Below are 13,988 nucleotides of genomic sequence, written 5' to 3'. Positions count from 1 at the left end.
TGACTTTGGTTTTCAAGTACATTGTATAATGCAAATCTACACTTATTTTTGAATTGTGCAAAATTTATGTTATTTTTGCCAAGAATTTAATATTCAATGCTACAGAGAATACAAACCATATGGACGTTACTGGCAGTTTTATCTGCTGTTTTTCTTTTCATTACAGGACAGGATGTTGTTATTTTGAACAATATTCCGGTACTCAATATCGGGTGTATCCTACTGGTTTTGGCCGGAGCATTAAGTATTTTTAGTTTTAAAAACAGAAAAAGACAAATTTTGCTGAATACCATCAGCATCATTATAAACGTTTTGTTGATTGGTGTATTGGCGTACTGGCTGCTAAGCTTATCCGGAGGAATTCAATTTCCTGAGAAGGGTATTGAGCCGATTTTCCCATTAATCGCGGTTATCTGTTTGTTTATTGCAAACGTATATATCCGTAAAGATGAGAGGCTCGTGAAATCTGTAGACAGACTTCGATAACCTTACAACGATTTTTTGAGTGAGAACAGCTTCTTTTTAGGAGCTGTTTTTTAATTATCTTTATTTATGTAATTTCATGCAACATTTCAGTTAAATGCACGACAGATCATATAAATCTTAATTAAAAAAATAATGAAAAAGCTAACCTACCTCGCTCTATCAATGTTCTCTATAAGTATTTTTGCACAGGAAGTTCCACAGGAAAGAGTGAAAACCATCCTTTCCACTCTTGCGTCAGACGAAATGAAAGGACGTGAAATAGGAACTCCCGAAAATGAAAATGCCGCTCATTATATTGCTGCACTTTTCAAAGAAAACAAGCTGGAATACTGTACAGGAAACTCTTACCTGATTCCTTTTGAGTACAAAGGCCAAAAAGCATATAACGTATGTGGTGTTAAAAAAGGAATATCAGATCAGTATTTAGGGTTTTCCGGACATTTTGATCATATAGGAACCAGCAATAAGAGTGGTGACAATATTTATAACGGCGCAGATGATGATGCCAGCGGCATTACAACTTTGGTAGGCATTGCCGATTATTTTAAAAATAAAAAACCTCAGTTTTCAATGGTTTTCATGGCCTTTAACGGAGAAGAAAAAGGAATGCTCGGCTCAAAAGCAATTTCTGAAGATAAAAATCTGGATAAGATCTATAATAAAATGACAGCTCTTTTCAATTTTGAAATGGTGGCCACTGAATCTCAATGGGGGAAAAATGCATTATATATGACCGGTGACGGTTTTTCAGACCTGGATGAGCTTTTCAATAAAAATGCAGCAAATGGACTGACTATAAAACCAGATCCTTATGCAGAACAACAACTTTTTTACCGGTCAGATAATGTGAGCTTTGTAAAAAAGAAAATCATTGCCCACTCATTTTCAACAGTTGATATGACTAAAGCATCACACTACCACCATGAAAATGACGATGTTACTATTGTTGATTTTAATAATATGACTCAAATCATCAATAACTTTGGAAAAACATTAGATCAACTAAATCCTAAGAATTTTGCTCCAAAATACAATGACAAGGTTACATTTAATTAATCCTAAATAACCGTAAAAACCGCCGGAATGGCGGTTTATTTTTTTATCAAACCTCTTATTTCTTTTCAGTCCTACCGTCCTATGAGCCCCGCATTTTATTCAAAAATAAAAGAGAAAGGTTCAGCGGTGTAACAAAAATCCACTTTTTGAAACATATAAGATAAAGTAAAATAGGATTAAGAACGTCTTATCTTTTAATTTTACGTAATTTTGCTATCCAATTTTTTCATTGAATGAACGAATATAAAAAAATCTTAAAATTCGCGAGACCGCATCAAAAATATATTTACGGAAGTTTATTTTTCAATATCCTGTACTCCGTATTTCAGATTGCTTCCCTGGGAACTATCTTACCTGTTTTGGGAATGTTGTTTGGAACGATTAAGCCTGAGAAATATGAAACAGCACCTGTTTATTCAGGAGAACTGCTTGATTTTTTCAATTATTTAAAAGAATATTCCAATTACTATGTGCAAAGTTTAGTGGCACAATATGGCTCACTGACCGTTCTTGCCTGGCTGTGTATTATTACAGCTTTCATGTTCCTGTTAAGAAATGCCTTCAGATATTTTGGATCTTTTCTGTTAATAAACTACCGTGTAGGCGTTACTAAAGATCTGCGTGGTGCCATGTACCGAAAAATACTTTCTTTACCGGTTTCATTCTTTACAGAAAGCCGCAAAGGAGATTTAATGTCCCGTATGTCTAATGATGTAGGTGAGGTTGAAGGGAATATTTTAGGAAGTTTAATCGAATTGATTAATGCACCTTTCATGCTGATCAGTACATTGGTCACCTTATTCTTCTTAAGTGCAGAAATGACCCTTTTCTCCCTTCTGGTACTTCCTGTCATGGGAACGATGATCGCTTTGGTAGGAAAAAGCCTTAAAAAAGATTCTCACGAAGCACAGCATGAAATGGGGACCATATTTTCCATTGTAGACGAAACATTGAAATCCTCAAAAGTGATTAAGATTTTCAATGCAGAGAAGATCATGGACAACCGATTTATGAAGTCGATGAACAAATGGATATCCAGCTCAATAAGCTTAGGAAGAAAGAAAGAACTGGCTTCCCCGATGAGCGAATTTTTAGGATCTATTACCTTTTTGATTATCGCATGGTATGGTGGAAAGCAAATTATTGTTGAGCAAAGCATATCTCCAGCAGATTTCCTTGTTTTCCTGGGAATGTTCTTCCAGATTTTACCACCGGCAAAAAGTTTGTCTACAGCGATCTCTAACGTTCAGAAAGGAGAAGCTTCCCTGAAAAGAGTATTGGAAATCCTGGATGCAGATGTGAAAATTGAAGAAGTGACAGAACCTGTTTCTATCACGACACTTCAAAATAATATTGAATTTAAAGATATCGGATTCTATTATGATAAAGCCAATCTTATCCTTAAAAACTTTAATCTGACGATTCCAAAAGGAAAAACAGTAGCTTTAGTAGGACAGAGTGGAAGTGGAAAAACAACTATTGCCAATCTTTTGGCCAGATTCTATGATGTTTCAGAAGGCCAGATTCTTATTGACGGAATAGATATCAAACATTTAAAATTAAAAGAATACCGCCAGCTTTTAGGAATGGTAACTCAGGAGTCTGTATTATTCAATGATTCCGTTTACAATAACATCCTGATGGGTAAACCGGATGCCACAAGAGAGGAAGTGATTGCTGCAGCTAAAATAGCTAACGCAGATTCATTTATCACCAACCTTGCCGAAGGCTATGATACCAATATCGGAGATGATGGAAATAAACTATCCGGAGGACAGAAACAAAGGGTCTCTATTGCAAGAGCAGTTCTGAAAAACCCACCGATTATGATCCTGGATGAAGCCACTTCTGCACTGGATACGGAATCTGAAAGATTTGTACAGGACGCATTGGAAAAAATGATGGAAAACAGAACTTCCCTTATTATTGCCCACCGCCTTTCAACGATCCAAAAAGCAGACTGGATTGTAGTCATGGAAAAAGGTGATATTGTAGAACAGGGAACCCACCATGATCTTATTGCCAGAAAAGGAATGTACAATAAGCTTGTGGAGCTTCAAAATTTCGACTAACTATTTTAAGTAATTTAAAATGAACCCTATACAAGAGTATTTCTACAGAATCGAAGAGCCTGAGAGAAGTACTCTTTTATTTTTGCGTGAAAAAATCTTAGCATCAGATACGGAAAACATTACCGAGACCTTCAGCTTTGGACTTCCTTTTATCAAATACAAAAAGAAGATGCTATGCTATTTCTACTACAGCAAGAAATATAAAAAACACTACATCAGTTTTTATCATGGAGATAAGCTGGATTATCCCGAACTTACTCAGGATGGCAGAAAGAAGTTTAAAATCCTTTTAATTGATGTGGAAGAGGATCTGCCTCTTGAATTTATACTGAACCTGCTTAATGAGATTAAACAATATATCAGATAACAGATAAGAAAGACTACAAAACACTTGATATAAAAAGTAAGACAGTTATCCCCTTTTTTATGACAATGGTAAATCCGCGTTTAAAAATAAAAAAGACCGTTCTCTTCTGAACGGTCTTCATTTATATGATTTATTGTAAATCTTAATGTTTTAATTTGGCAATGACATCCAATCCTCCTTTTGTTATATCACCGATCTTACAAGTAATCTCAGTATCCAACGGCAGGAAAACATCCATTCTTGAACCGAATTTAATAAATCCGAACTCATGTCCCGCTTTTGCCTGATCTCCTTCATTACAGTAGAAAACAATCCTTCTTGCAACATATCCTGCAATCTGTCTGAACACTACTTTATGATGGGTCAGTGTTTCTACGGCCACTGTTGTTCTTTCATTTTCTGTTGAAGACTTTTCATGCCATGCCACCAGATATTTTCCGGGGTGATATTTTTTGTAGATTACTTTCCCTGTTACAGGATATCTACAGATGTGAACGTTAAGAGGAGACATGAAAATAGAAACCTGGATTGCTTTTCCATTCAGGAATTCGCCTTCTTCCACTTCTTTAATCATTACTACTTTTCCGTCCACCGGAGCTATTACATTTTCTTTATGGTCAAGAATACTGCGGTCCGGAACTCTGAAAAACCAGAATACAAGACAGTAAATAACCAATAAAGGCATAATGATCAGCAACGACCACATTTTAAGAAAGTAAATCGCTAAAACGCCCAATACAATAAAAAGTATGGTCGCTACGGTAATCGTTCCTTTTGATTCTCTATGTAATTTCATGAGACTAAATAAATTTTTCTAAAATAAAGTACAAATATACGACAGGAACACAGATTATGAAACTATCCAGCCTATCTAATACGCCTCCATGTCCGGGAATGATGTTTCCACTGTCTTTTACCCCGAAATTTCTTTTCAATTGGCTTTCTACCAAATCTCCCAAAGGAGCGAAAGCAGCTACCAAAAACCCTACTATCATCCAGTTTCCTCTAAGTTCCGGCTGATAATGCTCTATGAAGTAGGACAAAACTAATGTTAAAACTACTCCCCCTGCATAGCCTTCCCAAGTTTTCTTAGGAGAAATTTTAGGTGCCATCTTATGTTTTCCAAAGAATTTCCCTACCAGATAAGCAAAGGTATCGCTACTCCAGATCAGGACAAACAAAAAAAGCACCTCCAGAGAGAAGGTATCGTCATAACTGGAGAACTTAGGCAGTCCTAATGCAAAACTAAACGGTAAAGCCACATAAATGACCGTAAAAATCAATTTTCCGCTATCGTAGTATAATTCATTAGGATATTTAAATAGAGTGACTACAGCAATCCCAATTAAGGCGAGGGCTAATATTTCACTCAATCTGAAATCAAAAAAGAAATCATGATTGAAATACCGTTTGGAAAAAATATAAAATATAAAAATGACCAGAGGGAACACCACCCATTTTTCATAGCCTTTTCCAAACTTCATGATTTTAATACATTCCCATGACCCAACGACCAATAAAAGGCTGATCAGCCCATGATAAAGGTATTGCTGCTTAATAAGTCCCGGAGAAATAGTATTGATTAATTGTGCTCCAATGGGAGTCGTACAAAGAATGATTATAGCTACATAAGCAATACCTGAGATCGTTCTTTGAATAAGGTTTTTGTCCAAAATTTAAAATTTAGAATTGCGTGCTTAGTCTTCAAGCAGTAATAGAAACAGTTTAGGACTGGAGGAAGAAGAACCGTCTAATTTTGATTGACCTCCACTAATGGAAGTAAGGTTCTTAATATTTCCATTCCTTTTTATTTTTCCCATAGCATCATTAAGGTTGTTCACAATCTGTGAAACATTGGCAATGATAATAATCTTATCAGGCAACCTTGAAGAATGGTAATGAAGGATATTATTATGGGAGAGCATGATTCTTCCATCATAGGCAATCAGATATTCGCATGTGATAAATGCAGCGTTATTGGATGGCTGCAGTTCTGATGTATAAGAAGACCTCACAACGTTTAAAAAGTTCTGAAGTTCTTTATCCCAACAGAACAGGTTATCAATACCTTCTATCTTGATAATTTGATTTAAAGTTTGTAGAGCCTCCGCTTCATCTGCACAATAATTAAAAAATCCCCCCGAATGCGTAAATAATTGCGCAAACTTATAGTCGAGATCCGCATTTTTCAGCGAGTCCCCTAGCTTCTCCAGACTCTGTTTGTCCTCTTCTTCAGGCTGGTTGGTAAGTTTGCTTACAATTCTCTTGAATAAATTCAACTTAATCTATTTTTAGTCAACTTTATACAAAAATAGAAAATTAATTACAATAGATTCCAAAATATCTCCTTAAATATGAAAAAACCTGACAATTTTAAAATTGTCAGGTTGTATTTATCTTATTTTTAAGATTTTTAAAGTTGGGTTGGACTTTCAGGAGCCTGTATTTCACTCTCTTCCTCCTTCTCTTTTATTTGAGGGATATCCAATATTCCGGGCTGATCTTTTTCAGGAATGGTATTGGTCACAGGTTTCTCTGTCAATTCAGGATCCCATGCTCTTTTTCCAAATATGTCTTCCAGATCTTCACGGAAAATAACTTCTTTTTCTAAAAGCTTATTGGCTAAAGCATCCAGCTTATCTTTATTTTCTGTAAGAATTCTTACGGCTCTGTCATACTGATTTTCAATGATCATTTTAATCTCAGCATCAATTTTCGTAGCCGTATCTTCAGAATAAGGTTTTCCAAAAGAATATTCAGACTGGCCTGAGCTGTCATAGTAAGAAATATTACCAATATTCGGGCTTAATCCATAGACTGTAACCATAGCCTGAGCTCTTTTCGTCACGGTTTCCAAATCTGAAAGTGCTCCGGTAGAAATATTGTTAAAGATTACCTGTTCTGCTGCTCTACCTCCCAATGTTGCACACATTTCATCCAGCATCTGCTCAGTAGTGGTAAGCTGTCTTTCTTCCGGAAGATACCATGCCGCTCCTAAAGAACGTCCTCTTGGAACAATCGTCACTTTTAACAGTGGAGATGCATGTTCTACCAACCATGAGATGGTAGCATGACCCGCTTCGTGATAAGCCACTCTTTTCTTTTCAGAAGGCTTAATCGCCATATTTTTCTTTTCAAGACCTCCGATGATTCTGTCTACAGCATCAAGGAAATCCTGTTTGGTAACAGAGGTATGGTTGTATCTTGCTGCAATAAGTGCGGCTTCATTACAAACATTAGCAATATCTGCCCCGCTGAATCCAGGTGTTTGTTTGGCCAGGAAGTCTCTGTCTACATTGTCATCCAGCTTGATTTTTTTCAAATGAACATCAAAGATATCTTTTCTTTCATGCAATTCAGGAAGGTCTACATAGATCGAACGGTCGAAACGTCCTGCTCTCATCAAAGCTTTATCAAGGATATCCGCTCTGTTGGTTGCTGCCATGACAATCACGTTCACATCTGTTCCGAAACCATCCATTTCGGTAAGAAGCTGGTTCAGGGTATTTTCTCTTTCATCGTTACCTCCTGAGAAATTATTCTTTCCTCTGGCACGTCCGATGGCATCAATCTCGTCAATAAAGATAATCGCCGGAGATTTTGCTTTTGCCTGAGCAAAAAGATCTCTTACTCTTGAAGCACCTACTCCTACAAACATTTCTACGAAATCAGAACCTGAAAGTGAAAAGAACGGAACTTTAGCTTCACCGGCAACAGCTTTTGCCAATAATGTTTTACCGGTTCCCGGAGGGCCTACCAAAAGAACACCTTTAGGGATTTTACCTCCCAGCTTGGTATATTTTTCAGAGTTCTTCAAGAAGTCTACAACCTCCTGAACTTCTTCTTTAGCTCCTTCCAATCCTGCAACATCTTTAAATGTTACCTGAATTCTTTCTTTTTCATCAAACAGCTTAGCTTTAGACTTTCCAATCGAGAAAATTTGTCCTCCAGGGCCTCCGCCCCCCCCCATCTTTCTGAAAAGAAGGAAGTAGAATAATCCTAAGATCGCAATCCAGATCAATGCAGACAATAAGATATCCATGAACGGGTTCTTACCTGCTCCGTAGTCTTTTGTAGTCTTAATAGCTGGATTTGTTGCCTTAACCTGGTCAAATTTCTGAAGGAAAAGCTGGAGATCTCCATATTTTACAGAAAAATCTGCTTTAGGAGCCATTTCCAACGCCGAAAGTGGATTACTTTCATTGGCAGATTTAGTTACCGTTGCTGCCTTTGCTGCTTTTGTAAGAAAAACGTCCGCTTTCTCTGTGTCTTTGTATATAATTACATTCTGGACTTTCCCCGCCTGCATTTCTCTAAAGAAACCATCTTCATCAATAGATTTTGCACTATCTCCTCCTAAAAAATTGGAGCCAAAAAATAGCAAAAGAGCTATGATTGCAATAGGAAAGAACCAGTTGAATCCTTTATTATTCATTTATACTTTTTAAAATTTTAAAATTCATTTTCTATTTTGGTAATGACTGCGTCACCCCAAAGTTCTTCTATATCATAGTACTCACGTACATCTTTTTGAAATATATGAACTACCACTGAAACATAATCTACAAGTACCCACATTGCATTTTCCGTACCTTCTACGTGCCAAGGTCTGTCTTGAAGTTCGTTTCTTACTTTCTTCTCTACACTTCCTGCTAATGCAGATACCTGTGTATTTGAGTTTCCACTACATATTACGAACGTCTCTGCTACGGAGTTTTCAATGTTTGAAAGATCGAAGATCATGATATCTTCTCCTTTTACATCCTGGATAGCTTCAACGATTTTATCTAATAATGCTTGTTTTTCTGCTGTTTTATTCATTAAAAAAATACTATAATCTGCAAATTTATTGTTTTTTCTTTACTTTAACCTTACTTTTACCCCTTTAATGTCTTAAAGTTTTCTTAAATGAGCCAACTATTCTACCTGAAAGAATGTTCTTCTACTAATGACGAAATATCAAAGTTTTTACTTTACGAAAATTCAGATTTTATAGGACTTCATACTTTTAACCAGACGAAAGGCCGCGGTCAGTATGGAAATGTATGGACTCAAACTGCCGGAAAAAATCTGGCTTATACGCTGGCAGTGAAGTCTCAGAACATCTTGTGCTCTGACTTTATATTCAATTATTATACCGCAATTATTATCAGGGATTTCCTTGCCAAATTGGCTGATCATGACGTCAAAATAAAGTGGCCGAATGATATTATCCTTAAAGGTAAAAAAATCGTTGGAATTTTGATTGAAAAGAAAAAAATTAATCAAAATAATTATTTCATTATCGGAACCGGAATTAATATTCTTCAGGAGAAATTTGATGAAATATCCAATGCAGGATCACTTCTCACGCAAACAGGACAGCTATTTGACCTTGAAGACGCGGCGGCAAACCTTCATGAATATGTATCTGAAAGACTGAAAAATATTCCTTCAGATCAGGAAATCCTGGATACATTCAATAAACATCTGTTCCGGAAAGATGAGATCTCAGTTTTTGAAATTGAAAAAGACCGCCAAAATGGCATTATCAGGAATGCAGACGAAAAAGGTGAACTTTGGATAGAACTGGAAAACGGCTTACGCTCTTTTTACCATAAAGAAGTAAAACTCCTTTACTGATTCGCTCTTTTGATATACAAATAAAGAGTAAGCGGAAGGAATACCAGGTTCGGAAGCCACATCGCCAAAGCTGGCGGCAGACTTTTATTCTCCGAAACTACCTTTAAAGCTTCAAATGAAAATACAAAAAGGAATGCTAATGAAATCCCTATTGCAAGGTTGACTCCAAGCCCTCCTCTTTTCTTTTGTGAGGATAGCGAAAGGGCTAAAAAGGTCAGAATAATGATAGACACAGGCATAGAAGTCCTTTGATAAAGCTCGTTCAGATAAGAGTTCAGGTTACTGTTTCCTCTTGCTTTTTCTCTATCAATGAATTTTAAAAGCTCTGGAGTCGTTTTATTCTGTCCCAAAAGCTCATTAGGAAAAAGTTCTTCCGGGGAATGCCCATAGTTTTTCCTTAGCTCTACCCCACTACCCAGTTTTTCCGTATTGTCTTTATTAATAGTCTTTTCAAGATAATTATTCAGAACAAACTGTTTCTTAGCAAGATCCCAATATACTTCACTGGCTTTCAGCTCATAAACCATTCTTCTGTTTTTGTCAAACTTCTGATATATAAAACTGGAACCTCTCTTTTCTCTTTTATTCCATGAAGCAACAAAAATATACTCAGTCTTACTGAGCTGTGAAGATGCCGGGGCTGTTCCTAAAATCTTTTCTTTATTGGCAGCATTGTAGGTATAAGCCTCCAATTCGTTTTTCTTGATATTAGCCCATGGAAGCACCAAATGGTTGACCACAAGAGACATCAAAGCAATCAGAATTGAAGTATACAGGTAAGGTTTTGCAAAGCGGTGAAAACTGGCCCCACTGCTTATAATAGCCACAATCTCCGTATTATTGGCCATCCTGGATGTGAAATAAATCACCGTAATAAATACCAGAATGGAGAGGAATGTCACCACAAGATTAATAATCCAGAAAGGATAAAAATGAATCAGGAAGTACACCAGATCCAGCTTAGCGTCAATAGCTTTTGCATTTTCTATCCTTGGAATCTTTTGCTGAACATCGATAACAAGTACTACTATAGACAGCAGTATCAGCATGAAACTAAAAGTTCCAAGATATTTTTTAATGATATATCTGTCTATTATTTTAAGCATAGTCTTCTACAGTCTTTGTCTGAGAACCGGAACTACAGAGTTTTTCCATTCATAAAAATCTCCCGCAAGGATGTGCTCTCTTGCTACTTTAACCAAATCAAGATAAAATGCCAGGTTATGAATAGAAGCAATTTGTTTTGCTAAATATTCTTTGGACACGAACAGGTGACGAAGGTATGCTTTTGAATACTCTCTGTCTACGAAACTTGTTCCAAACTCGTCTAAAGGAGAAAAGTCCTGTTTCCATTTTTCGTTTTTAAGGTTCATCACTCCCTGCCATGTGAAAAGCATTGCATTTCTAGCATTTCTTGTAGGCATTACACAATCCATCATATCAATTCCTAATCCAATAGATTCCAGGATATTCCAGGGAGTACCTACTCCCATCAGGTATCTTGGTTTTTCTTTAGGAAGAATATCCGTAACTTCATCTGTAATTCTGTACATTTCCTCTTCGGGCTCTCCTACAGAAAGACCTCCGATAGCGTTACCTTCTGCTCCGGCTTCCGAAATAACTTCAGCTGAAATCTTTCTTAAATCCGAATAGGTAGATCCCTGCACAATAGGGAAAAGCCTTTGCTTGTGCCCGTATAATTCAGGGTTATCATTAGTCCATTCTATACATCTTTTTAACCAGCGATGGGTAAGCTCCATTGATGATTTGGCCTGATTATATTCACAAGGATAAGGAGTACATTCATCAAAAGCCATGAAAATATCCGCTCCGATCTGTCTTTGAATCTCCATTGATCTTTCCGGTGAGAACATATGATAACTTCCATCAATATGAGATTTAAATCTCGCTCCTTCTTCAGTCATTTTTCGGTTACTCGCCAGGGAAAACACCTGAAAACCTCCTGAATCTGTAAGGATAGGAAGATCCCAGTTCATGAATTTATGCAACCCTCCTGCAGCCTGCATCGTTTCCATTCCCGGACGAAGATACAGGTGGTAGGTATTTCCCAAAATAATCTGGGCTTTAATGTCTTCTTTTAATTCTCTCTGATGAACTGTCTTTACACTCGCTACTGTTCCCACAGGCATAAAAATGGGAGTCTGTATTTTCCCATGATCTGTGGTAATTTCTCCTGCTCTGGCTTTTCCTTCAGAGGTTTTTTCTATATTAAAAAATTTCATTAGTATACTTTTAACTGATCGATTCAGTAATTCATAATTTTATCAAGTGGGGTATTCCTATACAATCACTATTTCATGATGGGTGGAATTCCACTATTTTTCTGCTTATCTTTTATGTATTTATCGGCTTTCGGATCTTTTTTCAATAAAATCTCCTGGGCTTTATTGGCAATATCCTGCATTTCATCCTTGATCACATAATATTTAAAACTTTCAACAAAATCATTGGGTTTCACCTTATGAGATTTAAGAATGAATCTTGTACCAGCTTCTAAATTACTGTCCTGATACATAAAAGTGGCTTGATCATTAATCGTAAGATCCGCCAAAACTTCAGCCATCAAGTCCTTATCGACCAGATTTTTAGGTTTATCGATATAATCGCTGCACGAAAACATGCATAACAAAACGAAAATAAAGATCAGCTTTTTCATCAGCTTATTTTTATAATTTTTAATGGTCTGATGGAACTTCGCATACAAATGTTCCTCTGGGTGAGAAAAATTGGTCATGCTCTGTTTCATAATCTGTTGATAATTGATTTCCACTTTAAATTTAAAACACCAAAAACAGCCTCATGAATGATACCGCCATTCATTTTGCTCTCTCCTAAAATTCTATTGGTAAATATAATAGGAACTTCTACAATTTTAAAGCCTTTTTTATAAGCCCTGAATTTCATTTCTATCTGAAACCCATATCCTTTCAGTTTCACATTCTCTAAACCTATCTCTTCCAGTACTTTTCGGGAAAAGCAAACGAAACCGGCTGTAGTATCATGAATTGAAAGTCCCAGGATAAATCTCACATATTTCGAGGCAAAATAAGAAAGCAATACTCTCCCCATTGGCCAATTGACCACATTTACCCCTTTGGAATACCGGGATCCGATAGCCATATCTGCCTGAAGACAGGCTTCATAAAGTTTAGGCAGGTCATTGGGATTGTGAGAAAAATCGGCATCCATTTCAAAAATGTAATCATATTTGTTTTCGATAGCCCATTTAAATCCATGGATATATGCCTTCCCCAAACCATCCTTTATATGCCTTACAGACAAATGCAAATGATGTGAGAATCTTTTCTGAAGCTCTTTTACCACTTCAGCCGTACCATCCGGAGAAGAGTCATCCACCACTAAAACATGAAAGTCATCTTCCAATGCAAAAACCGCGGAAATAATATTTTCAATATTTTCCTTTTCGTTATAAGTGGGGATAATGACTAGTTTTTTCATTTCAGTTTGCAAAGATAGTTTATTTAACCTTTTTATTTTATACAAAATAATCTATAATTTTGCAAAAAATACTTCCCACAGGTTTAACTGAATTTGACATTCACTAAATCTGCATGATATATAATACGATGGAGGGATTTATTTTAGCTGCAGATGATGCGATAACGAAAATCTGTGCCAAATTGTGTTATTTAGGGTTACATAAAAATTAAAAAAAAATAAATTTTGCTATCATCACAAAACTTTATAAATCAAGTAAGGATACCCGAGAATAATGATTGGGTAATTTTCATTCTTGTAGGTTGCATATTTTTATATGTATTCATGATGAACATCATAGAACGTGATGCAAGCCTTAAAGATTTTCTGCTTCAAAAATATTTTGATGCAAGCAATAACCTGCCAAGCTGGATCATTACATCATGTGTAACAACCCTTACACTGTCCGTTTTGATTTCCCAGTACATTCCGGTTGTTCCTAAATATATTGCGGATTTACAGCTTTTAGGATATCAGCTCAATAAATTTGGATATACATTACTGGCCGTCTTATTTTTTTATCTGATAAAATCAGCATTGGGCTTTTTATTTTATCAAAGTATAGGAGATGGAAAAAAATGGACAATTTTTTATTTCACCTCCACTAAATTTTATTTCATTCTGTCATTTTTATTAATAATTCTTTGTGTAACCCATTATTACTTCCCTATTGACAGAAATAAAATATTTCTTTACTATTTCTCATTCTTTTCTTTTGTGTTCATTTTCAAAGTCTTTTTCTATTTATTTCACAAGAACAAGATTCTTCCTGAGAAATGGTATTATAAATTTTTGTATATTTGCACCCTCCAAATCGCACCATTATTACTGCTTTGGAAGTTGTTATTTTTTTAATAAATGTCAAT

General features: G+C 36.0%; 15 protein-coding genes. 6 read left to right on the top strand and 9 right to left on the bottom strand.

What is annotated here, in order from left to right; all coding sequences use genetic code 11:
* The first annotated feature begins 96 nt into the window (after positions 1-96).
* The 4 genes from B8967_RS13725 to B8967_RS13710 all read left to right on the top strand — a co-directional run bounded on the left by B8967_RS13725 (position 97) and on the right by B8967_RS13710 (position 3,981).
* On the top strand, positions 97-486 hold the full coding sequence (locus tag B8967_RS13725) for a DUF4293 family protein (RefSeq protein WP_047484814.1): 390 nt from the start codon (positions 97-99) through the stop codon (positions 484-486).
* A gap of 132 nt (positions 487-618) precedes the next feature.
* Positions 619-1,542 (top strand): M28 family peptidase, encoded by a 924-nt coding sequence (locus B8967_RS13720; RefSeq protein WP_084086476.1) that lies wholly within the window; start codon positions 619-621, stop codon positions 1,540-1,542.
* A gap of 233 nt (positions 1,543-1,775) precedes the next feature.
* Complete coding sequence (locus B8967_RS13715) at positions 1,776-3,614, top strand: ABC transporter ATP-binding protein (RefSeq protein WP_084086475.1); 1,839 nt, start codon at positions 1,776-1,778, stop codon at positions 3,612-3,614.
* 19 nt (positions 3,615-3,633) lie between these two features.
* Positions 3,634-3,981 (top strand): hypothetical protein, encoded by a 348-nt coding sequence (locus tag B8967_RS13710; RefSeq protein ID WP_084086474.1) that lies wholly within the window; start codon positions 3,634-3,636, stop codon positions 3,979-3,981.
* Between the two features lie 142 nt (positions 3,982-4,123).
* Here the strand turns inward: B8967_RS13710 and B8967_RS13705 are convergent, their stop codons facing one another.
* From B8967_RS13705 to rsfS, 5 genes are all read right to left on the bottom strand, one after another.
* Positions 4,124-4,777: a phosphatidylserine decarboxylase family protein gene (locus B8967_RS13705; RefSeq protein ID WP_047484805.1), complete on the bottom strand. Its 654-nt coding sequence runs from the start codon at positions 4,775-4,777 to the stop codon at positions 4,124-4,126.
* Between the two features lie 4 nt (positions 4,778-4,781).
* The gene (locus B8967_RS13700) at positions 4,782-5,654 is read right to left on the bottom strand and encodes a phosphatidate cytidylyltransferase (RefSeq protein ID WP_047484803.1); all 873 of its coding nucleotides are present in this window, start codon (positions 5,652-5,654) and stop codon (positions 4,782-4,784) included.
* A gap of 24 nt (positions 5,655-5,678) precedes the next feature.
* Entirely contained in the window at positions 5,679-6,260 is a 582-nt protein-coding gene (locus B8967_RS13695) for an LUD domain-containing protein (protein ID WP_047484801.1), read from the bottom strand.
* Between the two features lie 134 nt (positions 6,261-6,394).
* On the bottom strand, positions 6,395-8,416 hold the full coding sequence (gene ftsH / locus B8967_RS13690; RefSeq protein WP_047484798.1) for an ATP-dependent zinc metalloprotease FtsH: 2,022 nt from the start codon (positions 8,414-8,416) through the stop codon (positions 6,395-6,397).
* A gap of 17 nt (positions 8,417-8,433) precedes the next feature.
* Positions 8,434-8,802, bottom strand: a complete 369-nt coding sequence (gene rsfS, locus B8967_RS13685) for a ribosome silencing factor (RefSeq protein WP_047484796.1) — start codon at positions 8,800-8,802, stop codon at positions 8,434-8,436.
* Positions 8,803-8,889: 87 nt separating this feature from the next.
* Here rsfS and B8967_RS13680 point away from each other — a divergent pair, with 87 nt between their 5' ends.
* Complete coding sequence (locus B8967_RS13680; RefSeq protein WP_084086473.1) at positions 8,890-9,603, top strand: biotin--[acetyl-CoA-carboxylase] ligase; 714 nt, start codon at positions 8,890-8,892, stop codon at positions 9,601-9,603.
* On the opposite strand, the gene B8967_RS13675 is transcribed toward B8967_RS13680, so the two are convergent.
* The 4 genes from B8967_RS13675 to B8967_RS13660 form a co-directional block, all read right to left on the bottom strand.
* Positions 9,597-10,709, bottom strand: a complete 1,113-nt coding sequence (locus tag B8967_RS13675) for an LptF/LptG family permease (protein WP_047484792.1) — start codon at positions 10,707-10,709, stop codon at positions 9,597-9,599. The genes B8967_RS13680 and B8967_RS13675 overlap by 7 nt on opposite strands.
* 6 nt (positions 10,710-10,715) lie before the next feature.
* A complete protein-coding gene (gene tgt, locus B8967_RS13670; protein ID WP_047484790.1) occupies positions 10,716-11,846 on the bottom strand; it encodes a tRNA guanosine(34) transglycosylase Tgt in 1,131 nt (376 codons plus the stop codon).
* A gap of 68 nt (positions 11,847-11,914) precedes the next feature.
* Complete coding sequence (locus B8967_RS13665; RefSeq protein ID WP_228406188.1) at positions 11,915-12,370, bottom strand: DUF4296 domain-containing protein; 456 nt, start codon at positions 12,368-12,370, stop codon at positions 11,915-11,917.
* Entirely contained in the window at positions 12,367-13,083 is a 717-nt protein-coding gene (locus tag B8967_RS13660; protein WP_047484788.1) for a polyprenol monophosphomannose synthase, read from the bottom strand. Before B8967_RS13660 ends, B8967_RS13665 begins: the two co-directional genes overlap by 4 nt.
* Positions 13,084-13,308: 225 nt before the next feature.
* Here B8967_RS13660 and B8967_RS13655 point away from each other — a divergent pair, with 225 nt between their 5' ends.
* Positions 13,309-13,977, top strand: a complete 669-nt coding sequence (locus B8967_RS13655) for a DUF4271 domain-containing protein (RefSeq protein ID WP_052188459.1) — start codon at positions 13,309-13,311, stop codon at positions 13,975-13,977.
* Positions 13,978-13,988: the final 11 nt, after the last annotated feature.

It is taken from the genome of Chryseobacterium sp. YR221 (genome assembly GCF_900176315.1).
In the GTDB taxonomy this organism is placed as follows: Bacteria; Bacteroidota; Bacteroidia; order Flavobacteriales; family Weeksellaceae; genus Chryseobacterium; species Chryseobacterium rhizosphaerae.
Note: the sequence above shows the minus strand (reverse complement) of the source record. Positions and strands in the feature narration are given on the sequence as shown.

Bases quoted from the DNA above. Each gene is read 5' to 3' on its own strand.
- B8967_RS13715 (WP_084086475.1), top strand. From the start codon at position 1,776: ATGAACGAATATAAAAAAATCTTAAAATTCGCGAGACCGCATCAAAAA.
- rsfS (WP_047484796.1), bottom strand. From the start codon at position 8,802: ATGAATAAAACAGCAGAAAAACAAGCATTATTAGATAAAATCGTTGAA.
- ftsH (WP_047484798.1), bottom strand. From the start codon at position 8,416: ATGAATAATAAAGGATTCAACTGGTTCTTTCCTATTGCAATCATAGCT.
- B8967_RS13665 (WP_228406188.1), bottom strand. From the start codon at position 12,370: ATGAAACAGAGCATGACCAATTTTTCTCACCCAGAGGAACATTTGTAT.
- B8967_RS13680 (WP_084086473.1), top strand. From the start codon at position 8,890: ATGAGCCAACTATTCTACCTGAAAGAATGTTCTTCTACTAATGACGAA.
- B8967_RS13675 (WP_047484792.1), bottom strand. From the start codon at position 10,709: ATGCTTAAAATAATAGACAGATATATCATTAAAAAATATCTTGGAACT.
- B8967_RS13705 (WP_047484805.1), bottom strand. From the start codon at position 4,777: ATGAAATTACATAGAGAATCAAAAGGAACGATTACCGTAGCGACCATA.
- tgt (WP_047484790.1), bottom strand. From the start codon at position 11,846: ATGAAATTTTTTAATATAGAAAAAACCTCTGAAGGAAAAGCCAGAGCA.
- B8967_RS13710 (WP_084086474.1), top strand. From the start codon at position 3,634: ATGAACCCTATACAAGAGTATTTCTACAGAATCGAAGAGCCTGAGAGA.
- B8967_RS13660 (WP_047484788.1), bottom strand. From the start codon at position 13,083: ATGAAAAAACTAGTCATTATCCCCACTTATAACGAAAAGGAAAATATT.
- B8967_RS13720 (WP_084086476.1), top strand. From the start codon at position 619: ATGAAAAAGCTAACCTACCTCGCTCTATCAATGTTCTCTATAAGTATT.
- B8967_RS13725 (WP_047484814.1), top strand. From the start codon at position 97: ATGCTACAGAGAATACAAACCATATGGACGTTACTGGCAGTTTTATCT.